Here is a 21,937-nt window from a genome sequence, read left to right as displayed (position 1 = left end):
ACGCAGCACACCAGGGCTGCGCCGATCAGGTGTTGGGTCGGCATGCGACCGGTCGCTTGCCCGCAGGCAGGCGGCAGGCTCGGATGCCGAGGGACGGTGAACAAGGGGGTCTCCGGCCCGAACCCTGCGTCCGGGGACGCAGGGTGGGTGCGGGGACTAGCCCTTGGGCGGTGCCTCGACCTGGACGGTCGCCGCCTTGGTTTTCTTGGCGCCGTCGAGCCAGTTGAACTTGTCGGTGCTCAGCAGGATGAAGTGAATGAGCAGCGCCAGTCCGAACAGGAACGTGAACAGCGCGATGAGGACCCTTCGCGGGTCGAACAGCAACCACAATCTCCACATGTCTTGTCTCTCCATTCAAGGGATGTTGGACAACAGGGTGTAGACCGCCGACCTGACGCCGCCGATCAGCGAGCGATGGTCCTCGGCACCGGTCAACCAGCTGCGCCAGGGAATGAACAGCAGCTGGGCGATCACGGCGATCACCAGGAACATCGCAAAGCACACACAGAACACCAGCCGCGAGGACTCGGCGCCCCGGGTGTGGCCAACGTCGGGCTTCAGGGTGGAAGCGGTCATCTCTTGCTCCTCAGGAGCGTTGAAGGCGGGCCAGGCTCAGAGCCAGGGACGCCAGTTCCACACCAGGATGTGGGCGACGATCGCGATCGCAGTGAACGCGATGAAGCTGGTCACAAACATGCCGTGAAACTCGCGTGCTTCCTGCTCGGTCAGTCCGGACAGGGAGCCCTTACGGTCATCAGCCATAGTGGGGGTTCCTTTTCTCAATGGCCTTGCGGCCGATACCGCGGCTCCATCCCGCGCGGCAAGGGCGCCCGGTGGCAGGGCTGCCAGCCGGAACGTCGGAAGCGGGCGTCATCGGCGTCATGCCGGCACGCCCGTGGTCAGGGTGTCGCGCAGGCGCGCCATGCGCTCGGCGGTGACACGGTCCTCGCCGGCCTGCTGCGCCTCGTGCTCGGCGCGGTCGCGCAGGCGCTTGGCGGCCGAGATCTGCACCAGCACCGGCTGCGCACGCACCAGCTCATCGAGCAGGCGCTGCGCCTCGTCGTCCCAGGCCTGCGGGCGCTCGGGCGCCAGGCGGGCCGGCGTGGGCTCGACGGCATCCAGCGCCGAGGCCAGCGGCAACACATGGAACAGCGCGTCGAAGAGGGCGTTGCAGACCTCCTGCAGCACATAGGTGGCGCCGGCATAGCCCATGAAGGGCGTGCCGGTGGCGCGGCGGATGATGGCGCCCGGGAACGACGCCGGGATGTAACTGGGCCGCGGGCCATGGCCGCCGGCCAGCTCGGCCAGGTACATGCGCTCGTTGAAGGAGCCGAACATCACCAGCGGCGTGCGGCTGTGGGTGAGGCGGCGCACCTCGGCGTTGTCGGTCTTGGCGCCGGGCACGCGTGGCACCGCGAACTGGCAGGGCAGGCCCAGCTCCTCGCCCAGGTAGCGCTGCAGGCCGCGGGTGTAGGTGGCGCCGGCCACCACCGCGAAGCTGGCGGTGGCGAAGAAGTCCTGCGTCACCGAGCGCCACAGGTCCCACACCGGCTTGAGCGTGGTGTGCTTTTCCTGCTCGATGAAGGGCTCGGGGTCCAGGCCCAGCATCTCGCCCAGGGTGCGCAGGAAGCGGGTGGTGCTGTGCACGCCGATCGGCGCATGCAGCCAGGGCCGCTCCAGTTGTTCGCACAGCGCGGCGCCGAACTCGCGGTACAGGCAGACGTTGGCGTCGGCCTCGGCCAGGCGCGGCACGTCCTCCAGGTGGCTGCCCAGCGGGAAGCTGAGGTTCACCTCGGCGCCGATGCCTTCGACCAGGCGGCGGATCTCGGCCAGATCACTCGGGCCGTTGAAGACACCGTAGCTCGGGCCGATCAGGTTGACCTTGGGGCGCGCGCCGGCCGGGCGTTCGGCCGCGGGCCGGGCCGCGGGGATGCGCTTCGTGCCGTACTGCGTCCACAGCCAGCTCATCGCACGGTTGGCGCACTGCCACTGGTCTTCGTCGATCGTGCGCGGCAGGAAGCGCAGCAGGCCGGTGCCCTCGGGGGTGACGCCGCCGCCGATCATCTCGGCGATCGAGCCGGTCACCACCACCGCCGGCAGGTCGGGGTCCAGGGCGCGGTGGGCGCGGCGCATCGCGCCTTCGGTGCCTTCGCGGCCCAGCTGTTCCTCGGCCAGGCCGGTGACGACGATCGGCAGCTCGTGCGGTGGCAGCGCGTCGGTGTAGTGCAGCACGCTGGTGACCGGCAGGTTCTCGCAGCCCACCGGGCCGTCGATCACCACCTGCAGGCCCTTGATCGCGGTGAACACGTACACCGCGCCCCAGTAGCCGCCTGCCCGGTCATGGTCCAGCACCAGCATGGTCTACACCCCCACCGGCGCGTTCGCCGCCTGCTGGATCTTGATGACGCGGCGGCGGAAGTCGGCACGGAAGGCCGGCCGCTCCTGCGGTGCCTGCTGCCAGACGCCGCTGCGGTCGCCCTGGCCGACGCCGGAGGCGCCGAAGAAGTCGTCCATCGCCTCGAAGCGCGCGCGGTTCGCGATCGCGGCGTTGATCACCGTGGCCAGCGAGCCGGCGCCGGCCGGGCCCATCAGTGGCCGCGCCGAGATCAGGTTGGTGAAGTACAGCGCCGGCGTGCGGGCCTGCTTGGCCGCCTGCACCAGCGGCGTGGTGCCGATCGCCAGGTCGGGCTCGAAGGCGCGCATCGCGGCCAGGTCCTGCTCCAGCGAGGCGCGGCACTGCACATGCACGCCGTGCGCGGCCAGCCAGTCGCGGTCGTCGGCGTTCCAGGGCGTGGCCGGTGCGGCGGTGCCGCAGTAGCGCAGGTCGGCGCCGCTTTCCACCAGCAGGCGCGCCACCAGCAGCTCGGAGCCCTCGTAGCCGCTGAGCGTGAGGCGGCCGCGGATCGGCTGCGCCGCCAGCGCGCTGCGCACCGCGGGCACGAAGCGGTTGCGGGCGGCGTCGATCATCGCCTGCGGCACGTTGGCGCTGCGCCCGATCGCCTGCAGCCAGGCGTCGGTGCCCTCGGCCCCCACGGGCGCCGAGCCGACGATCGGCCGGCCAGCGGCCTGGAACTCGCGCACGCTGGCGGTGTAGAAGGGGTGGATCGCGGCGACCACGCTGGCGTCCAGCGCGGCGTACAGCTCGCGCCATTCGCGCGTGGGCACCACCGGGCCGGCGGCCAGGCCCAGGGGGTCGAGCAGCGCGCCCAGCACCACCGGGTCGGCGGGGAACATCTCGCCCAGGAAGGCCACGCTGGGCCGCTCGGCGCGGCCGCCGCGCGGTGCCTGCACCGGGCCGGACTCGGCCTCGGCGCGGGCGTAGCGCAGCATCGCGCCGGCCAGCACGTCCTTGGCCTCGGCATGGGTGGGCACGCCGAAGCCGGGCACATCGATGCCGATCACGCGCACGCCGTCGATCTGCCTGGGCAGCAGCTGCAGCGGCACGCCGCTGGCGGTAGGCACGCACAGGTTGATCACCACCACCGCGTCGACCTTCTCAGGGTCAGCCAGGCCAAAGGCCGCTTCGCGGATGTCCTCGAAGAGCTTGCCGGTGACCAGGGTCTCGCTGTTGAAGGGCACGTAGCCCACGCTGCGGCGCGCGCCGTAGAAGTGCGAGGTGAAGCTCAGCCCATAGACGCAGCAGGCCGAGCCCGACAGCACCGTGGCCACGCGGCGCATGCGCAGGCCCACGCGCAGCGAGCCGAAGGCCGGGCACATGCTCTGCGGCTGGTCGTGCGGGCCCTGCGGGTAGTCGCGGGCGTAGCGCGCCAGCGTGTCGGCGGTGGACTCGGGCAGCTGCTGCGCCAGCGCCGCGACCTGTTCGGCCGAGGCGTGGCAGCCCAGCGCCTCGGGGGCGCCGTCGTGCAGGGGCAGGGTGGACACGGTCATCGCTGGCTCACTCGGGGTCGTAGACCACCTCCAGCGAGGGCTTGGCCACCACGGCGCGGCCCATCATGTCGGCGTCGGTGGCCGGTTGCAGCACCACGTCGCGGCCGACCGCGCTGCCCGAGAACAGCGCCAGCAGGCCGTCCTGGCTGAGCGGGCGGGGCTGCTGCGGCGGAGCCTCGGCCACGGCGTCGGCCAGCTGGCCGAACAGCGGACCCCAGGCGCCATCGGGGCGGCCGATGATCTCGTAGGCGGCGCTCTTGCGGCGGATGTCCTCGTGCGCGGGGATGCTGGCCAGCACCGGGATGCCGGCCTGCGCGGCAAAGGCCTGGGCCTCGCCGGTGCCGTCGTCCTTGTTGACCACCAGTCCGGCCACGCCGACGTTGCCGCCGAGCTTGCGGAAGTACTCGACCGCCGAGCAGACGTTGTTGGCCACGTACAGGCTCTGCAGGTCGTTCGAGCCGACGACGATGACCTTCTGGCACAGGTCGCGGGCGATCGGCAGGCCGAAGCCGCCGCAGACCACGTCGCCCAGGAAGTCGAGCAGCACGTAGTCGAAGCCCCAGTCGTGGAAGCCGAGCTTCTCGAGCGTCTCGAAGCCATGGATGATGCCGCGCCCGCCGCAGCCGCGGCCGACCTCGGGGCCGCCCAGCTCCATCGCGTAGACGCCGTCGCGCTTGAAGCAGACATCGCCGATCGCCACCGATTCGCCGGCGGCCTTGCGGCGGCTGCTGGTCTCGATGATGGTGGGCGTGGCCTTGCCGCCGAACAGCAGGCTGGTGGTGTCGCTCTTGGGGTCGCAGCCGATCAGCAGCACCCGCCGGCCCTGCTGGGCCATCATGTAGCTGAGGTTGGCCAGCGTGAAACTCTTGCCGATGCCGCCCTTGCCGTAGATCGCAATGATCTGTGTGCCCTGCTTGACGGGGCCGGTCGACGGCGCGTCGGGCTCAATGGCCGCTTCGGCGCGCAACTGCAGATCGCGCAGCACCTGCACAGGCACCTCGGTGGGAGAGTTCATGCGCTGTGCCTCCAGTCGAGAATCATCTTCAGGCAGCCGGCGTCGCCGAAGGCGGTGCGGTAGGCCTGGTCGGCCTGATCGGCCTCGCAGTGGTGGGTGACCAGGCCGTCGAGCGGCAGCACGCCGGACTCGATCAGGGCCTTGACGGCCAGCAGGTCGGGGCGCTGCCATTCGGCCGCGACGCGGATGCGCGCCTCGCGCATGAAGGCCGGCGGGAAGGCGAAGGACACGCGGTCGGGGTAGAAGCCGGCCAGCACGATCTCGCCGCCGGGGGCCAGGCGCTGCATCAGCACGTCCAGCATCGCCGCGTCACCGCTGACATCGCAGACGCTGCGGTAGTCGCGCCGCGGGTCGTCATCCGGGTGCAGCACGGTGTAGCCGCGGGCGCCGTCCTGGCGGCGGGCGTCGGTTTCCCAGACGACCGTGTTGGTGCAGCCGGCGGCCACGTTCAGGCGCGCCAGCAGGCGACCCAGCACGCCGTGGCCGACGATCAGCTCGGGCGGCTCGGGGTGCTCGCAGGTGCCGCCGCGGGCCACCGCGTGGTAGGCGGTGGCGGCCAGGGCCATCAGCACTGCATCTTCGCCCAGGGCCTCGTCCACGGCCACCACGCGGCGCGCCGGCACCACCAGGCGGCGGGCGGCGCCACCGAACAGGCCGCGCACCGGGCCGAAGCAGTTGGCGCCGGGCACGAAGACGCGGTCGCCTGGGCGGAAGGCGCTGTCGGCGCCGGCTTCGGCCACGCGGCCGACCGACTCGTAGCCCGGTACCAGCGGGTAGCCCATGCCGGGGAAGGGCGGCATGCGGCCGCTCCACAGCAGGCGCTCGGTGCCGGTGGAGATGCCGCTCCATTCCACCTCGACCAGCAGATCGTCCTCGCCGCGCGGCGACAGGGCCAGGCGCTCGAGCTGCAGGTGCTCGGGTGAGGCGAGAACGACGGCCAAGGTGTCAGTGGAAATTGACATGTTGAGTGTCACTGTACGCTGACATATTGAGTTGTCAAGGGTGATTTACGACGGGGTTCGTGGGGGGCTCAGGTGCCGGGCTTGAGCGCCATCAGCACCCGCGTCTGCAGCGGCTGGCGGGTGGCGTGCTCGCGCGGCGCCTGGAAGCCGGCGGCCTGCAGCATCTCGGCCAGGCGGGCCGCGCTGCGCGGCCGGCCGCTGCGCATGGCCAGCAGGTAGAAGCCGAAATAGGCGTCGCCCATGCGCGCGGCGCCGGGGGTGTCGGCCATCGGTTCGGCGAGCAGCAGTGCCCCGCCGGGGGGCAGCGCGGCGTGCACGGCGCGCAACAGTGCCTGGGCAGGTTCGTCGTCGTGGTCGTGGACCACGCGCACCAGCGAGACGATGTCGGCGCCCGTGGGCAGCGGCTGGCGCAGGAAGTCGGCGCCGTGCACGCGGGCGCGCTCGCCCAGCGCCTGCCAGTCTGGCTGCTGGCGTGCGCGCTCGACCACCGCTGGCAGGTCCAGCAGCCGCAGCGACAGCGCCGGCACGCGGCGCGCCGCCTCGATCAGGAAGCGGCCCTGGCCACCCCCCACGTCCATCAGGCAGCGCCAGCGCCGCAGGTCCACCGCGTCCAGCACCTGCTCGGCCACCAGCGGCTGCGAGGCGCTCATCAGCTCGCTGTAGGCGCCCACGTCGGCGTCGCCGAGCTGGCCCGGCGCGGTGGTGGTGGCGTAGGGCCAGAACGCGGCCAGGTGGCTGTCGCGGGCCTGGCCGCGCAGCAGCGCCACCGGGTCGGCCAGGTCGGCATAGAGCGCGCCGTGGTGCTCGACCATCGCGCTGATCGCGCGGTCGCCGGCCATCACCGCGCCCAGCGGGCCCAGGCCCCAGCGGCCGGCGCCGCGTGGCTCGACCAGCGACAGTGCCTGCGCCGCCTGCAGCAGCCGCAGGCAGGCGCTGGCGTCCAGGCCCAGCCGGGGCGCCAGCGCGTCCAGCGTGCGGGGGCCCTCGGCCAGGTGGTCGAACAGGCGCAGCTGCACGCAGGCCAGCAGCACCTGCGAGTAGACGAAGCCGGCGACCAGGTCGAACAGCGCCTGCGCGCGCCGACGCGCCACCCAGCGCGTCAGCGGGAAGCCGGCCGCCCACTGGCGAAAGCGCGGGCTGCCCAGCAGGCGGTCACGCCAGCGCGCCCAGCCGTCGCGCCAGGGCGCGGGGGGGGCGCCGTCCCAGCGGACGTCGGCGCTGTGTTCGCGGGGATTCACCGTGGGCTCAGGCGGCCTGGCGCAGCAGGTCGGCGTACAGCGCGGTGGGCACCAGACGCTCGCCCTCGGCGCGCACCAGGGCTTGCAGCTGGTGGCGGCCGGGGCAGGCCGGCACCGAGGCCGCGGCCTCGTCGACCAGCTCGCCGAAATGCCGCGTCGCGTCCAGCAGGCCATGCACGCGGGCCGAGCTGGGGCGGTCGTGCATTACGTCCTGGCCCACCGGCTTGCCCAGCGCCTCGGGGTCGGCCACCACGTCGCGGATGTCGTCGGCCACCTGGTAGGCCTCACCCAGACAGGCGCCCAGCGCGCGCCACGGGGCGCCAGGCGCGCCCGCGGCTTCGGCGCCGGCCACCGTGGCGGCCACGAACAGGGCGCCGGTCTTGGCACGCTGGTAGTCGCTCAGCACCACCTGGGGCTCGCATTCCTGGGCCTGGCCGGCGACGATGCCGTGGGGCATGCTGACGCCGCGCGTCACCGCCGCCCAGACCGCCGGCAGGCGCTGCGGTGCCCGTGCGGCCACCGCGCCCAGGCCCTGCAGCGCCAGCACGATCAGCGCGTCACCGCTGAGCACCGCCAGCCGCTCGCCATAGGCGGCGTGCACCGACGGCCGGCCGCGGCGCAGGCGCGCGTTGTCGAAGCAGGGCAGGTCGTCGTGCACCAGCGAGGCGCAGTGCAGCAGCTCGATCGCCGCGGCGGCGGCATCGGCCAGCAGCGGGTCGTCGTCGCCGCAGGCCAGCGCCACGGCCAGGCACAGGCGCGGCCGCACGCGGGCGCCGCCCGGCCACACCGCGTGTCGCACGGCGGCCGCCAGGCGCGGTGGCGCGTCGTCGATCAGGGCGCCTTCCAGGGCCCGCTGCAGCGAGGCCTCGATCCGGTTGCGAATGTCCATCAGGCTCCCCGGTGTGACGCCCGGCCGACCAGGGAGGGGCCGGCCTGACGCGGTTGTCAACAGCATCAAGTGTCAAGCAGAATAGACACATGAGCTGTCAACGTCAATACACACTGACGACCCCCCACGGTCGCCACCGGGTCTGAAGACCATGGCGGGCGAGCACCGGGTGATCGTGGTTGGCGGTGGCATCGGCGGCCTGGTCGCCGCGGCGCGCCTGGCCCACGCCGGGCGTGCCGTCACCGTGCTGGAGCGCGCCGCGCACTGGGGCGGCAAGCTGCGCCACCAGGCGGCGGGCGATGCCTGGATCGACGCCGGGCCCACGGTGTTCACGCTCAAACCCTGGTTCGAGACGCTGTTTGCCGAGCTGGGCGAATCCTTTGGCGCGTGGGTGCCCACCACGCCGATGCCGGTGCTGGCGCGCCACTTCTGGCGCGGCGGCGACACGCTGGACCTGCTGGCCGATCCGCAGCAGGCGGTGGCGGCGATCGGCGCCTTCGCCGGGCCCGACGAGGCGCGCCGCTACCAGGCCTTCTGCGGCCGCGCCGAGCGCATCTTCCGCACGCTGGAGCACACCCACATGCGGGCGCCGCGCCCCACGCCGATCAGCCTGGCCTGGCGCAGCTGGCGTGCGCAGGGCCTGCCTGGGCTGGCGGCGCTGGCCGGCATTGCGCCGTTCGCCACGCTGATGGCTGAGCTGGCCCGGCAGTTCCGTGACCCGCGGCTGCGCCAGCTCTTCGGCCGCTACGCCACCTATTGCGGCGCCTCGCCCGATGCGGCGCCGGCCACGCTGATGCTGGTGGCGCAGGCCGAGCGTGCGGGCGTGTGGCGCATCCCCGGCGGCATGCAGCGGCTGGCGCGGGCGCTGGCCGACATCGCCGTGGCGCGCGGCGCCGTGCTGCGCACCGGCGCCCATGTGAGCGAGCTGCTGGTCGAGGGCGGCCGCGCCTGCGGCGTGCGCCTGCTGGGGGGCGAGTGCCTGCGCGCCGACCAGGTGCTGTGGAACGGCGACGCCGCGGCGCTGGCGCGCGGTCTGGCCGGTGCGGCGGCGCGCGCCGCCATGCCGAGTGAGGCCGCCACCGCGCCGCGGTCGCTGTCGGCCCTCACCTGGACCGCGCTGGCGCAGGCCCAGGGGCCGGCGCTGGCGCACCACAACGTGTTCTTCAGCAGCGATGGCGCGGGCGAGTTCAGCGACATCTTCGGCGCCACGCGCCTGCCGCGCCGCCCCACGGTCTACCTCTGCGCCCCCGACCGCGACGACGTCTCGCCGCCGCCCGGGGGCCTGGAGCGGATGTTCTGGCTGGTCAATGCACCGGCCCAGGCGGACGGCCGCGGCCTGTCCCCACAGGAGATCGACACATGCGAACTGCGCAGCCTGACCCATCTGAGACGCTGCGGCCTGCGCCTGCGCTGGCAGCCCGAGACGGTGCTGCGCACGACGCCGGCGGACTTCGCGGCGCGCTTTCCGGGGACCGGGGGGGCGCTGTACGGGCGGGCGACGCACGGCTGGCAGGCCTCGTTTCGCCGGATGGGCTCGGCCAGCCGGATCCCGGGCCTGTGGCTGGCGGGGGGCAGCGTGCACCCGGGGCCGGGCCTGCCGATGGCGGCCACTTCGGGCTGGCTGGCGGCGCAGGCGATGCTGCAGGCAGCGCCCGCCCGGGTTTCGATCACCCTGTCCCCCCCGGCGGCTATGCCTGGTGGTACCTTGACGCGCTGAGCGCCGACCGCCGTGATGCGCTGGTGCTGATCGGCTTCGTCGGCAGCGTCTTCTCGCCCTACTACGCCCGGGCCCGCGCCCGGGGTCCGGCCGACCCGCAGGCGCACTGCGCGATCAACGTGGCGCTGTACCGCGACGGCCGGCCCCTGTGGGCGATGACCGAGCGTGGCGCGGCGCAGCTGCAGCGCGGGCCCGATCACCTGCAGGTGGGGCCCAGCGCGCTGCACTGGGACGGCGAGGTGCTGGAGGCGCGCATCCAGGAATGGGCCGTGCCCTGGCCGCGCCGCCTGCGCGGCCGCGTGCGGCTGCGGCCGCGGCCCTGTCCCACCGCGCCGATCGACCTGGACGGCGCCGGCCGCCACCAGTGGTGGCCGCTGGCGCCGCTGGCCGACGTGGAGGTCGACTTCGACGAACCCGGCTGGCACTGGCGCGGCCAGGGCTACCTGGACAGCAACCGCGGCGCCGAACCGCTGGAGCAGGCCTTCTCGCACTGGCACTGGGCGCGCGCCCACCTGGACGAGCGGCGCTGCATGGTGGTCTACGACACGGTCGAGCGCGATGGCCAGACCCGCGCGCTGGCGCTGGAACTGCGCGAGGGCCAGCCGGTGCAGCAACTGCCGCTGATGGCCAGCACCGATCTGCCGCGCGGCGCCTGGGGCGTGGCGCAGCAGGTGCGCCAGGACGCGGGCTCGCTGCCGCAGCGGCTGCGCCGGCTGGAGGACGGGCCGTTCTACACCCGCTCGCTGCTGGGGCTGCGCTGGCACGGCCTGCCGGTCTGCGCGGTGCAGGAGAGCCTGGACCTCAGGCGTTTCGCTCGTCCGTGGGTGCAGGCGATGCTGCCGTTCCGGATGCCACGGCGGGCTTGAGCGCCTCGGCGTGGGCGGCCTCGTCGCGCTGGCGCAGCCGGCGCAACGACCACAGCTCCCACAGGCCCCAGGCGATGGGCACGCCGAAGCCCAGCACGATCTCCAGCCAGATCAGCGACACGGCGCCCCAGCGGCCGTCAGCGCCAGACCACCGGCGGCGCAGCCTGGCGCGCGCGGTCCCAGCGCTCCAGACGCTCGAACAGCGCCAGCACGCGCAGGCCGCGCGTCTGCCACTGCCACCAGGCCGGCGGCGTGTCGGCCAGCGGGCGCGGCAGCGCCTGCACCAGGAAGGCATTGGCCGCCAGCGGCGGCTCGTGCAGCGCCTGCATCGACGGCCGCAGCGTGCAGGCGGCCTGGGCCAGGCCCAGCAGCTTGCGCCGGGCCGACACGACGGCGCGGCGGTCGACCGAGTTGCCGCCGTTGCGCCGCACCTGCAGACCGATCTGGCGGTACAGCAGGCGCGCGGCGTTGATGCCGGGCCGGCAGGCCAGCGGCAGCGCGGCCACGCCGGCGCCGGCGCGGGCGTACAGGCGCTCGGCCACGGCCAGCAGGCGTTCCACCACCTGGTGCAGCGCCGGGCTGAACACCGGGGCGGCGAGGAAGGCGTCGGGGTCGATGCCGGCCTCGCGCAGCCATTGCTGCGGCAGGTAGAGCCGGCCCATCGCGGCGTCTTCTCCCACATCGCGGGCGATGTTGGAGAGCTGCATCGCCACGCCCAGGTCGCAGGCGCGGGCCAGCGCGGCCTCGGCGTGCTCGCCCTGGGTGGCGCCCATCAGCGCGGCCATCATCGCGCCCACCGCGCCGGCCACGCGGGCGGCGTAGGCCAGCAGCTCGTCGAGCGTCTCGTAGCGGCGGCCGGTGGCGTCCCACTCGAAGCCCTCGATCAGCGCCAGCGGCCAGGCGATCGGCAGCGTGCCGCCGCGCACCACCGCGGCCAGCGCGCGGTCGGCCACGTCCGGGCCGGGCTGGCCGGCGTACAGGCGTGCCAGGCGCTCGCGCAGCTCGGCCACCGCCTCGGCGGCGTTCTCGCCGCGGGCGGCGGCGCCATCGACCCGGTCGTCGGCCATGCGGCAGAAGGCGTAGAGCGCGCAGGCCGGCTCACGCACCGCACGCGGCAGCAGCCACGAGGCGGCCAGGAAGGTGCGCGAGCCATTGGCCAGCGCCACCCGGCAGGCGGCCAGGTCGGCGCGGTCGGCGGCCAGACGATCAGGCGGCGGCGCGGACATGGGCGGCGGCCGGAGCCAGGTAGTGGTCGAGCACGCGGGCTGAGCTGAGCACGCCGGGCAGCCCGGCGCCCGGATGGGTGCCGGCGCCAACCAGGTACAGCCCCGGAATGTCCTCGCTGCGGTTGTGCGGTCGGAACCAGGCGCTCTGCATCAGCGTGGGCGCCAGGCCGAAGGCGGCGCCCTGCTCGGAGGACAGGCGCTGGGCGAAGTCCAGCGGCGTCGTCACGCGCGAGGTCACGACCTCGGCACTCAGGCCCGGCAGCAGGGTGCTTTCCAGCCGCCGCTGCACCGCCTGCCGGAAGGGCTCGGCCTGCTGCGTCCAGTCGACGCCGCTGCCCTGGTGCGGCACCGGCGCCAGCGCGTAGAAGGTGTCGCAGCCCGGCGGTGCCAGCGAGGGGTCGGTGGCGGTGGGGCGGTGCAGGTAGAGGCTGAAGTCCTCGGCCAGGTGCTGGCGGTGGAAGATGTCGGCCAGCAGCTCGCGGTAGCGCGGCCCCAGCGCAATCGTGTGGTGGGCCACGTCCGGGTACTGGCGGCGCGTGCCGAAGTACCAGACGAACAGGCTCATCGAGTAGTTGGCGCGCTCCAGCTTGCGGTCGGTCCAGCGGTGGCGGTGCTCGGGCGCCACGAGGCGGCGGTAGGTGAAGGCCGAGTCGGCGTTGGAGATCACCGCGTCGGCGTCCAGGCGCTCGCCGCCCTGCAGCATCACGCCCCGGGCGCGGCCGCCCTCGACGATGATCTGCTCGACCCGGGTGTTCAGCCGCAGCTGAGCGCCCTGCTCCTGCATCAGCTTGACCAGGCCGCTGACCAGCGCGCCGGTGCCGCCCATCGCGAAGTGCACGCCCCAGTGGCGCTCCAGGTGGGCGATCAGGCAGTAGACCGCGGTGGTGTCGAAGGGGTTGCCGCCCACCAGCAGCGACTGGAAGGTCAGCACCACGCGCAGCCGCGGGTCGCGCACATGGCGGCTGGCCAGGCCCCAGACCGAGCGCCAGCCCTGCAGGCGCAGCAGGTCGGGGGCGACCTTGAGCATGTCGGTGGGGCTCTCGAACGGCACATGGCCCAGCTGCTCGAAGCCGACCTTGAAGATGGCCTTGCTGGCCGCCAGGTAGCGCTCGTAGCCGGCCACGTCACCCGGCGCCAGGCGGGCCACCTCGCGGCGCATGGCTTCGGGGTCGCCGCTGTAGTCGAACAGCGTGCCGTCGTCGAAGCGGATGCGGTAGAACGGCGCCACCGGGCGCAGGTCGATGTCGTCGGACAGGCGCTTGCCGCACAGCGCCCACAGCTCCTCGAGCAGGAAGGGCGCGGTGATGACGGTGGGCCCGGCGTCGAAGGTGAAGCCGTCCTGCCGGTGCACATAGGCCCGGCCGCCGGGCGCGTCGAGCTGCTCGACGACGGTCACCCGCCAGCCACGGGCCACCAGCCGGACCGCGGCGGCGAGGCCACCGAAGCCGGAGCCGATCACCACGGCGTGCGGCACGCCACTGTCGAGTGTCAACATTTGGTGATTGTAGGAGTGTCAAGTTAGAATGACAACACGATCCGTACTCCTCCTGGCCGGCCCCACCTTCCCCTGCGCTGCGGCGCCCGGGCAGCCGTCCTCAAAGAGCCCGACTCGCCGGCCCTGGTCCTCTCGGCAGCGTCATGGACAGGGCCCCTGTGGTATCGTGGATTGATCATTCCAGGCCCTGTGCGTCGACACCTGCGCCTGGCGGATCATTCCGCCCTTGGTGCAAGTCGTGCGCTGCAGTGGAGAAGTCGCGTGAGCAACGCCCCGAATCGCCCGACCGAGCCGCCTGACCTGGGTGCGCTGTCCGAACTCGCGCCCCAGCTGGCGCAGACCTTTGTCTCCATCGCCAGTGACATCGCACTGGTGATCGACGACGACGGGGTCATCCGCAACGTCGCCCAGGGCGCCGAGCCGCTGACCGGTGGCGCCGCCCACTGGGTGGGCCGGCACTGGGTGGACACCGTCACTGGCGAGACCCGCCGCAAGGTCGAGATGATGCTCAGCGAGGCCCGCGCCGGCCGCGTGACGCAGCGCCGCGAGGTCAACCACCACGCCGACGGCGGCACCGAGATCCCGGTGGCCTACTCGGCCGTGCGCCTGGGCGCCAAGGGCCCGGTGCTGGCGGTGGGCCGCGACCTGCGCTCGGTGGCCGCCATCCAGCAGCGATTCGTCGAAGCCCAGCAGGCGCTGGAGCGCGACTACTGGCGCCGTCGCCAGGCCGAGGCGCGCTACCGCATGCTGTTCCAGGTGGCCACCGACGGCGTGCTGGTCATCGACGCCCACAGCTACGCCATGGTCGAGGCCAACCGCGCCGCCGCCGAGCTGTTCGGCCGCGTGATGGCGCACTGGGCCGGGCAGAGCGTGCTGGCGAGCATCAGCAGCGTCTCGCGCGCGGCGGTGGAAGAGCTGTTCGTCACCGCCCGCACCAGCGGCCGCCCGGGCGAGATCCGTGCGCTGCTGGCGCCTGGCGAGGGCCTGGCGGTGGCGCCGGTGCCGGCCGACCTGTCGGCCACGCCCTTCAGCGCCGACGGCACGCTGCTGCTGCTGGTGCGCGTACGCGTGGCCGAGGTGGCCGCCGAGCCGGGCTCGGCCAGCCTGCGCCTGGCCAGTTTCGTCGACCGCACGCCCGACGCGGTGGTGATCACCGATTCGCAGGCCCGGGTGCTGATGTCCAACTCCGCCTTCGACCTGCTGTGCCAGGACGCCGCCGCGGTGCCCGGCATGCCCATGCCCAGCGCCGGCCAGAGCCTGACCCAGCTGCTGGGCGACGCCAAGGGCAGCCTGCCCGCCATCCTGGCGCAGGCGCGCCACCTGGGCATCGTCGACCAGCAGCAGTGCACGGTCGGCTGCCATGAGTCGGTGGCGATCGACGTCGAGGTCTCGGCCGCGCTGCTGGCCGAAGGCGACCAGGAATGCATGGGCCTGACGCTGCGCCGCATCGACCACCGCCAGGGCGCGATGCCACCGCAGGTGCGCCAGCTGGCCAGCGCGATCGACCGCCTGGCCGCCCAGGTCGGCCTGATGTCGCTGGGCGACCTGCTGCGCGAGACCAGCGAGCTGGCCGAGCGCCACCTGCTGGAAGAGGCGATCGCCCGCCACCCGTCCGACCTGGCGCAGGCCGCGGCGCTGCTGGGCATTGCGCTGGATGACCTGTGGGCGCGGATGCGCCACCATCGGCTCGAGGCGGGCAAGACGCCGGGCCCGGGGCTGCTGAACTGATCTGCGGAGCACGCACGTGCAAGGCGAGAGTCCCCGCTTCGGTCAGGCCGATCTGACCAACTGCGAGCGCGAGCTGATCCACCTCGCCGGCTCGGTGCAGCCGCACGGCGTGCTGCTGGTGCTGGAGGGCGAGGGCCTGCGGCTGTCGGCGGCGTCCGAGAACATCGCGCAACTGCTGGATGCCCCCGGCAGCGCCTGCCTGGGCCGTCCACTGGAGGCGCTGGCGCCGGGCCTGGCGCAGGCGGTGCAGGTCGCGCTGCCCGCGCTGCGCGCCGATGAACCGGTGCCGCTGCAGGCCGCCCGCGGCGGCGGCGCGCCCGACTGGGAGGGCGCACTGCACCGCAATGCCGCGGGCGCGCTGGTGCTGGAGCTGGAGCCGCTGGCGTCGGGGGCCGCGCCCACCGTGGGCCATGACCGCGAGACGCTGATGACGCTGGTCGCGCAGACCGTGCAGCGCATTGGCGAAGCCGCCAGCCTGGGCGTGCTGGCCGACGCCACCGCACGCGGCGTGCGCGAGCTGATCGGCTACGACCGGGTGATGGTCTACAAGTTCGACCCCGAGGGCCACGGCGAGATCATCGCCGAGTCGCGCGACCCGCGGCTGCAGTCGCTGCTGGGGCACCACTACCCGGCCACCGACATTCCGCAGCGCGCCCGCGAGCTGTACCTGCGCAACCGGGTGCGGGTGCTGGTGGACGTGCACTACCAGCCGCAGCTGCTGGTGCGCGAGGACGGCCAGCCGGTGGGCGACCAGCTCGACATGTCGATGAGCTACCTGCGCAGCATGTCGCCGCTGCACCTGCAGTACCTGAAGAACATGGGTGTCACCGCGACGCTGGTGGTGTCGCTGGTGCACGAGGAACGGCTGTGGGGCCTGATCGCCGCCCACCACGATGCGCCGCGCAACGTGCGCTACGCGGTGCGCGCCGCCTGCGACCTGATCGGCGAGGTGGTCTCCACCCGCATCGCGGCGATCGAGAACTACGCTCATGCGCAGGTCGCGGTGCTGGTTCGCCGGCTTGAGCAGCGCCTGGTCGAGGCCACCTCCACCGAGGGCGACTGGCGCCAGGCGCTGTTCCGCAACCCGGCCACGCTGCTGCAGCCGCTGAATGCCACCGGCGCGGTGCTGTTCGCCGAGAACGAATTGCTGACCACCGGCGAGGTGCCGTCCACGCCCGAGCTGCGCGCGCTGCGCGACTGGGTGGTCGAGCAGACCGCCAGCGACATGCTGTTCGCCAGCTCCGCGGTGGGCAAGGCCAACCCAGCGCTGGCCTCGCTGACGCCCACCGCCAGCGGCGTGCTGGGCGTGCGCCTGTCGGCGCAGCGGCCCGACCTGCTGATGTGGCTGCGCAAGGAGCAGATGCGCACCGTCACCTGGGCCGGCGACCCGCACAAGCCGATGATCGGCGACGACCCGATGAGCCTGTCGCCGCGGCGCTCCTTCGCCGCCTGGTCCGAGCTGGTGCGCGGCACCGCGATCGCCTGGACCACCGCCGAGCTGGCGCTGGGCCGGGCCTTTGGCGGTGCGCTGGTGGACATCATCGTGCAGGTCCAGGCGGTGCGCCTGCTGGTGGCCGAGCACCAGTTGGCCACGGTGCGCGAGACCGTGCGCAACGCCGTCGAGGCGGTGCTGGTGGCCGGGCCGGACGGCCGGCTGCTGTTCATCAACGAGGCCTGCGGCCAGCTGCTGGGCCGGGTCTGGTCCGGGGGGCCGCCGGCCGACGCGGCCGACCTGGACCACCTGGCCGATGCCTTCACCCAGCCCCAGCAACTGCGCCATGCGCTGGCCGCGTTGCGCACCGGCCAGGCCCACTGGCGCGGCGAGATGCTGTTGCGCCCGCAGCCCGCCGATGCCGGCGAGCGGCCGGTGACGGTGCGCGCCGAGGTGGTGCCGGGCCGTGACGGCCGTCCGCTGGGCTATGTGCTGACGTTCTTCGACCGCAGCCAGAGCTGGCGCGCCACCCAGGCCCGCGCCCACCTGGAGGCCTCACTGGCCCGGGCGATGCCGGCGGCGGCGCCGGTCGAGGGCCTGTCGGCGGGCGCCGCGGCCACGCGCGAGATCGACCCGCTGCTGGGCGCCATCCTCACCAATGCCAGCCTGGCGGCGATGGACATTGCCGATTCCAGCGCCTCCGTGCCCACCGCGCCGATGCTTGAAGAGCTGGAAAGCGCCACTCGCCGGGCCACCTCGCTGGTCGAGCGCATCCGCCGGCTGAGCACGCCGCCGGGTGCGGACAGCGGGTCGTGAGCGCCGCGCCGCGCGGGTCAGGGCGGGCAGCGCCAGTCGAACCAGTCGCCGTGGCGGTCGAAGGCGGCGCAGGCCTCGTCCTCCAGCGCCTGGGCTTCGTCCTCGTCGCGCGCCAATTGGTCCAGGCCGCTGCGAAAGCGCATGGCCAGCTCGCCCACGCGCGCCGGACCGCCGAAGTCATAGAACGCCAGGCCCGGGCCGCCGGCCAGACCCAGGCTCTGGCCCACCACCCGCGCCAGCACCTGGCCGCCCGCCAGGTCGCCCAGGTAGCGCACATAGGCGTGTGCCGCCAGACCCAGCGGCTGGCGGATGGCCAGGCCTTGCAGGTGCAGCGCATAGGCCTGGGCCGGCGGACTGGCCTGCAGATCGGCGCGCCAGTCGGGGCCGTGCAACTGCCCCAGATCCTGGTCCAGGGCACTGCGGCGCGCCAGCGCCGGGTCCAGCAAGGGCGCCAGGCGCTGCTGCACGGCGGGCGTGTCCAGGCCGTCTTCCAGCGCGCTGTACAGGGCGTGCAGGTCGCACAGCCAGCCGCAGTAATCGGCGCGGCCCAGCTGGCCGCGCAGCAGCCGCTGCATCAGCGCGCTGCGCTCCACCTGGGTGTGGCGCGTCTGCGTGGCCTGGCGCAGCCGGCGGGCCAGGGGCTGAAAGGGGGGCGCGGCCGGACTCATGCAGCCCATCTTAGGGCCTGGCCCGTGGCCCGCGGGGGGGCTTGATGGGGGCGGGCACCACGATGGTGTCTGCCGGCGGTCTGCGCTGGCACCTGGCGCGCTGGGGCGACGGTCCTCGGCAGCTGCTCTGCCTGCACGGCACCGGTGCCTGCAGCGACAGCTTCCAGACGCTGGCGCAGGCCTGGCTGGCGCGTGACGCTGGCTGGACCCTGCTCGCCCCCGACCTGCCCGGCCAGGGCCGCAGCGCCCCGCTGCCGCCCGGGCGACGCGGCATGGCGGCGATGGCCGAGGCGCTGCGCGCGCTGCTGGCCACGCTGGCCGAGCCGCCGGCGGTGGTGCTGGGGCATTCCGCCGGTGGCGCGCTGATGCTGCGCCTGGCGCTGGATGGCGGTCTGCCGCCCCCAACCCGGCTGATCGGCCTGAACGCCGCGCTGCAGCCCTTCGACGGTCTGGCCGGCTGGACCTACCCGGCGCTGGCCCGGCTGCTGGCCTGGAACCCGCTGGTGCCGCCGCTGGCCGCCTGGCGCGCGCGCGACCTGACGGCGGTGCGCCGCCTGATCGCCGCCACCGGCTCGACACTGAATGAAGACGCCGTGGCCCGTTATGGCCACTGGCTGCGCCAGCCCACCCACCTGGCGGGCGTGCTGTCGATGATGGCCGACTGGGACCTGGCCGGCCTGCAGCGTGACCTGCCGCGTCTGCAGCAACCGCTGACGCTGGTGGTGGGCGAGCGCGACGCGGTGGTGCCGCCGGCGCAGGCGGCGCGGCTGCGCCGGCCGGGTGTGCAGGTGCAGCGCCTCGACGGGCTGGGCCACCTGATGCATGAGGAAGACCCGCCGCGCCTGGCCGCGCTGCTGCTGGCCGATTTGGATCAGCCCAACGCCGCGTGCAGCTGACGCGCGTCGGCGTGCGGCAGCGGCAGGTAGCGCGCCCCCATCGCCTGGGCCAGCTCGCGCGCCTGGGCCTGGGGCTGCGGCGCGGTGTCCAGCCACAGCAGATCGAGTGACTGGCCGGCGAAGGCGCGCGCCGACACCAGTGCATCGGCCGCGGCCTGGGTGCGCCCGGGGCTGCCGTCGCGCGCCAGGTTGGCGCGGCCGTCGGACAGCACCACCACCACCGGCGTGGCGCCGCGGCGCAACTGTTCCTGGCTGGCCAGGAAGGCGGCGTCGAGTGCGGCGGCCAGCGGCGTGGCGCCGCCGCCGACCAGGCCGGCCAGACAGCGGCGTGCGCGCGCCAGCGCGCGGGTGGGCGGCAGCAGCCATTCCACCGACGGGCCACCCGGCTGGCCGCGGAAGGCCAGCAGCGCCACCTGGTCACGCCGCACATAGCACTCGGCCAGCAGCAGCTCGACCGCGCCCTTGGCCTCGGCCAGGCGGTGCGCGGCCGCCGAGCCCGAGGCGTCGACGACGAACATGGTCACCGTCTGGCGCTGCTGCAGGCGACGGGTGATGCGGAAATCCTCACGCTGCAGCTGCACCCGGTTCGGGGTGGCGGGGCGCTCGCGGCGGCGCAGCGTCTGCCAGGGCGCGGCGGCGCGCAGCGTCTCGACCAGGTTCAGCCGGGCGCCGCGGCGCGGGTCGCCAGGGTGGGCGCCGGCCGGGCGGCCGCGCAGTGGCTGAACCTGCCAGGCGCCGGCGCTGCCCGCGCTGCGCGAGGCGTTGCGGGCGCGGCCGGCGGCCAGGCGTGCCAGCAGGCCCGGCGGCAGCGCTGCCAGCGCGGCCTGCAGCAGCACGTCGGCGGCCTGCTCCAGCGCCTGGTCGCTGGGGGCCGGATCGCTGGAGTCGGCGGGGGGCGGTGTGTCGGCGCAGGCGTCCTGCGGCGGCGGTTCGGCCGGTGTCTCCTCGGTGTCGTCGGCGGGCAGCGGCGGCAGCTGGGTGGCGCGTGGCGCCAGCACCAGGCGCGCGGCCCAGGCCAGGTCCTCGTCCTGCACCTGGGCATGGCCGGCCCAGGCGGCGGCGGCGCGGGCGGCGCGCCAGGCCTGCAGCAGCGCGCGGTCGGAGCCCACGCCCAGCGCGGCGGCGGTCTCGGCCAGCGCCTGCAGCGCCTCGTCGGACACCTGGATCCAGGGCAGCGCCGTGTGGGCCGCTTGCACCCGCTGGCGCCAGGCGGCAGCCTCGTCGCCGACGGGGGCGTCCAGCGCTTCGCCGCAGGCGCCCAGGTCCAGCCACAGGCCCAGGCGCTCGGCCAGCGCGGGCGGCAGGGTCTCGTCGGGCTCGGCGCCCTCGTCCATGGCCACCAGCGCCCAGCAGGCCGGCAGGCATTGGTCCAGGCCCTCACGCTGCACGGCCACCTGGTGGGTGTCCAGCGCATGGCCCAGCAGCGCGGCGCGGCCGCGGTCCAGGCGCTCGGCCATCGGCAGCAGCAGCACGCCGCCGTCGCACTCGGCCAGCAGGCCGCGCTGGGCCACCGGGCGGCCGCTGCGCAGGCTGGCCGTCAGGTCCAGGCCGCCCAGCAGGCGCGCGGTGTCGATGCTGGCGGGCATGCGGCGCCAGGGTGTCTCGGGGGGCTGGCCGGCCGCCAGCCAGGCCAGCCAGGCCTCGCGGCGCGGGCCGTGGCGGTCGCGCAGCGCGACGCCGCCCAGGCCGGCGGCGTCCACCGCGAGCAGCGCGGCGGCCTGGCGGGCCGCGATGGCGTTCACGCCGGCACCAGCTCGTCCACCGCGCGCTGCACCCGCACGCCCGAACCGGCGTCGTCCAGCGGGTTGCGGCGCAGGCGGTGGCGCAGCGCGGGCGCGGCCATGCGGCGCAGGTGCTCGGGCGTGACGGTGGCGGCGCCTTCCAGCGCGGCCAGCGCGCGGGCGGCGCGCATCAGCGTGATCTCGCCGCGCAGGCCGTCGGTGCCCAGCTGCAGGCACAGCTGGGCGGCCAGGGTCAGCACCTCATCGGACACCGCCAGCTCGGCCAGCCGGCGCTGGGCGCCCTGCAGCTGGCGCCGCAGCCGCGCCTGCTCGGCCGCCCAGGTCTGCTGGAAGGCCTCGGGGTCGCGCTCATAGTCCTCGCGGCGGCGCACCACCTCGATGCGCTGGCCAATGTCCTTGGGCGTGCCCACGTCCACCGCCAGGCCGAAGCGGTCCAGCAGCTGCGGCCGCAACTCGCCTTCCTCGGGGTTGCCGCTGCCCACCAGCACGAAGCGGGCGGGGTGACGCACCGACAGGCCTTCGCGCTCGACCACGTTCTCGCCCGAGGCGGCCACGTCGATCAGCAGGTCGACCAGGTGGTCCTCCAGCAGGTTGACCTCGTCGATGTACAGGAAGCCCCGGTGCGCCCGCGCCAGCAGCCCGGGCTCGAAGGCCTTGACGCCCTGGCTCAGCGCCCGCTCCAGGTCGAGCGCGCCAACCACCCGGTCCTCGGTGGCGCCCAGCGGCAGGTCGACCACCGGCACCGGGCGCAGCGCGCTGCGTGAGCGGCCATGGCGGCCGGCGGCCTGGCATTCGGGACACAGGCGCGCGGCGCCGGCGCGCGGGTCGCAGCCATAGCGGCAATCGGCCAGCGCGCGCATCGGCGGCAGCAGCGCGGCCAGACCGCGCACCGCGGTGGACTTGCCGGTGCCGCGGTCGCCCAGGATCAGCACACCGCCCAGGCTGGGATCGACCACGGTGGCGAGCAGCGCCCGCTTCATCTCCTCCTGGCCGACGATGGCGGTGAACGGGTAGGGCGTGGCCATGGATATCACCTCGGGCGGCAGGGGGCCGCAGGCTGTCAATTTAACAGGACACTGGGTGGTGTCAATGCTGGCGATCGCGTGCACGGTGACGGCGGCCTGCTGACACGGCCATAATGGGTCCATGTCTGCGATCCGTCTGATCCCTGCAGCGCGCTCCGGGTGGCGTTGGCGCAAGCCATCGGCCTGAACCCACCCATGCCCCGGGCGACCGCTGTTGCGGCCCCGCCCCACTCCCCGCCCCGTCTGCCGCGCCAGCCTGCGCCGGAAGGGGACGCCGGGATCCAGAATCCCGGGGGTCCGCCAGACCTCCGCTGCCATCCAAGGGAAAGCGCCC

General features: G+C 74.1%; 20 protein-coding genes. 5 read left to right on the top strand and 15 right to left on the bottom strand.

Annotated elements, in window-relative coordinates:
- Positions 1 to 156: 156 nt before the first annotated feature.
- The 9 genes from pufA to KAK07_RS08545 all read right to left on the bottom strand — a co-directional run bounded on the left by pufA (position 157) and on the right by KAK07_RS08545 (position 7,992).
- Positions 157 to 339, bottom strand: a complete 183-nt coding sequence (pufA, locus tag KAK07_RS08585; protein WP_210803183.1) for a light-harvesting antenna LH1, alpha subunit — start codon at positions 337 to 339, stop codon at positions 157 to 159.
- Between the two features lie 15 nt (positions 340 to 354).
- Positions 355 to 576, bottom strand: a complete 222-nt coding sequence (locus KAK07_RS08580) for a hypothetical protein (protein WP_210852928.1) — start codon at positions 574 to 576, stop codon at positions 355 to 357.
- Positions 577 to 612: 36 nt separating this feature from the next.
- Positions 613 to 762 carry a light-harvesting antenna LH1, beta subunit gene (pufB, locus tag KAK07_RS08575; protein ID WP_210803181.1) on the bottom strand — a complete coding sequence of 50 codons (150 nt, stop codon included), beginning with the start codon at positions 760 to 762 and terminating at the stop codon, positions 613 to 615.
- 117 nt (positions 763 to 879) lie between these two features.
- Positions 880 to 2,358, bottom strand: coding sequence for a chlorophyllide a reductase subunit Z (gene bchZ, locus KAK07_RS08570; protein WP_210852926.1), 1,479 nt, complete (start codon positions 2,356 to 2,358; stop codon positions 880 to 882).
- Between the two features lie 3 nt (positions 2,359 to 2,361).
- Positions 2,362 to 3,888: a chlorophyllide a reductase subunit Y gene (gene bchY, locus KAK07_RS08565; RefSeq protein WP_210860225.1), complete on the bottom strand. Its 1,527-nt coding sequence runs from the start codon at positions 3,886 to 3,888 to the stop codon at positions 2,362 to 2,364.
- A 7-nt stretch (positions 3,889 to 3,895) separates the two neighbouring features.
- Positions 3,896 to 4,903 carry a chlorophyllide a reductase iron protein subunit X gene (locus KAK07_RS08560; RefSeq protein WP_210860223.1) on the bottom strand — a complete coding sequence of 336 codons (1,008 nt, stop codon included), beginning with the start codon at positions 4,901 to 4,903 and terminating at the stop codon, positions 3,896 to 3,898.
- Positions 4,900 to 5,844, bottom strand: a complete 945-nt coding sequence (bchC, locus tag KAK07_RS08555) for a chlorophyll synthesis pathway protein BchC (RefSeq protein WP_247664289.1) — start codon at positions 5,842 to 5,844, stop codon at positions 4,900 to 4,902. The genes KAK07_RS08560 and bchC overlap by 4 nt, the downstream gene beginning before the upstream one ends.
- Before the next feature lie 89 nt (positions 5,845 to 5,933).
- Positions 5,934 to 7,103, bottom strand: coding sequence for a methyltransferase (locus KAK07_RS08550; protein WP_210860220.1), 1,170 nt, complete (start codon positions 7,101 to 7,103; stop codon positions 5,934 to 5,936).
- Positions 7,104 to 7,110: 7 nt separating this feature from the next.
- Entirely contained in the window at positions 7,111 to 7,992 is an 882-nt protein-coding gene (locus tag KAK07_RS08545; protein WP_210852917.1) for a polyprenyl synthetase family protein, read from the bottom strand.
- Positions 7,993 to 8,143: 151 nt separating this feature from the next.
- On the opposite strand from KAK07_RS08545, the gene crtD reads away from it, so the two are divergent.
- Both crtD and KAK07_RS08535 read left to right on the top strand, forming a co-directional pair.
- Entirely contained in the window at positions 8,144 to 9,709 is a 1,566-nt protein-coding gene (gene crtD, locus KAK07_RS08540; protein WP_210852916.1) for a 1-hydroxycarotenoid 3,4-desaturase CrtD, read from the top strand.
- 23 nt (positions 9,710 to 9,732) lie between these two features.
- Positions 9,733 to 10,575 carry a carotenoid 1,2-hydratase family protein gene (locus tag KAK07_RS08535; protein WP_210852909.1) on the top strand — a complete coding sequence of 281 codons (843 nt, stop codon included), beginning with the start codon at positions 9,733 to 9,735 and terminating at the stop codon, positions 10,573 to 10,575.
- Here the strand turns inward: KAK07_RS08535 and KAK07_RS08530 are convergent.
- Genes KAK07_RS08530 through KAK07_RS08520 form a run of 3 tightly spaced genes read right to left on the bottom strand, consistent with a single transcriptional unit; the run spans position 10,511 to position 13,296 of the window.
- Complete coding sequence (locus tag KAK07_RS08530; protein ID WP_210852907.1) at positions 10,511 to 10,696, bottom strand: hypothetical protein; 186 nt, start codon at positions 10,694 to 10,696, stop codon at positions 10,511 to 10,513. The genes KAK07_RS08535 and KAK07_RS08530 overlap by 65 nt on opposite strands.
- 16 nt (positions 10,697 to 10,712) lie before the next feature.
- Positions 10,713 to 11,801, bottom strand: coding sequence for a phytoene/squalene synthase family protein (locus KAK07_RS08525; protein WP_210852905.1), 1,089 nt, complete (start codon positions 11,799 to 11,801; stop codon positions 10,713 to 10,715).
- The gene (locus KAK07_RS08520; RefSeq protein WP_210852903.1) at positions 11,782 to 13,296 is read right to left on the bottom strand and encodes a phytoene desaturase; all 1,515 of its coding nucleotides are present in this window, start codon (positions 13,294 to 13,296) and stop codon (positions 11,782 to 11,784) included. Before KAK07_RS08520 ends, KAK07_RS08525 begins: the two co-directional genes overlap by 20 nt.
- Positions 13,297 to 13,557: 261 nt before the next feature.
- Here KAK07_RS08520 and ppsR point away from each other — a divergent pair, with 261 nt between their 5' ends.
- Both ppsR and KAK07_RS08510 read left to right on the top strand, forming a co-directional pair.
- Positions 13,558 to 15,024 (top strand): transcriptional regulator PpsR, encoded by a 1,467-nt coding sequence (ppsR, locus tag KAK07_RS25715; protein ID WP_210852901.1) that lies wholly within the window; start codon positions 13,558 to 13,560, stop codon positions 15,022 to 15,024.
- Between the two features lie 16 nt (positions 15,025 to 15,040).
- Positions 15,041 to 17,272, top strand: coding sequence for a GAF domain-containing protein (locus KAK07_RS08510; protein ID WP_210860218.1), 2,232 nt, complete (start codon positions 15,041 to 15,043; stop codon positions 17,270 to 17,272).
- A gap of 17 nt (positions 17,273 to 17,289) precedes the next feature.
- On the opposite strand, the gene KAK07_RS08505 is transcribed toward KAK07_RS08510, so the two are convergent.
- A complete protein-coding gene (locus KAK07_RS08505; protein ID WP_210860204.1) occupies positions 17,290 to 17,940 on the bottom strand; it encodes a biliverdin-producing heme oxygenase in 651 nt (216 codons plus the stop codon).
- A gap of 62 nt (positions 17,941 to 18,002) precedes the next feature.
- On the opposite strand from KAK07_RS08505, the gene bchO reads away from it, so the two are divergent.
- Positions 18,003 to 18,836, top strand: coding sequence for an alpha/beta fold hydrolase BchO (gene bchO, locus KAK07_RS08500; RefSeq protein ID WP_210860203.1), 834 nt, complete (start codon positions 18,003 to 18,005; stop codon positions 18,834 to 18,836).
- Here the strand turns inward: bchO and KAK07_RS08495 are convergent.
- Both KAK07_RS08495 and bchI read right to left on the bottom strand, forming a co-directional pair.
- Positions 18,812 to 20,578, bottom strand: a complete 1,767-nt coding sequence (locus KAK07_RS08495) for a magnesium chelatase subunit D (RefSeq protein WP_210860202.1) — start codon at positions 20,576 to 20,578, stop codon at positions 18,812 to 18,814. The genes bchO and KAK07_RS08495 overlap by 25 nt on opposite strands.
- The gene (gene bchI / locus KAK07_RS08490) at positions 20,575 to 21,603 is read right to left on the bottom strand and encodes a magnesium chelatase ATPase subunit I (RefSeq protein ID WP_210860201.1); all 1,029 of its coding nucleotides are present in this window, start codon (positions 21,601 to 21,603) and stop codon (positions 20,575 to 20,577) included. The genes KAK07_RS08495 and bchI overlap by 4 nt, the downstream gene beginning before the upstream one ends.
- Positions 21,604 to 21,937: the final 334 nt, after the last annotated feature.

It is taken from the genome of Ideonella alba (assembly GCF_018069875.1).
In the GTDB taxonomy this organism is placed as follows: domain Bacteria; phylum Pseudomonadota; class Gammaproteobacteria; order Burkholderiales; family Burkholderiaceae_C; genus Ideonella; species Ideonella alba.
The sequence above is the reverse complement of the archived record's forward strand: the minus strand, read 5'-3'. Positions and strand labels throughout refer to the sequence as shown.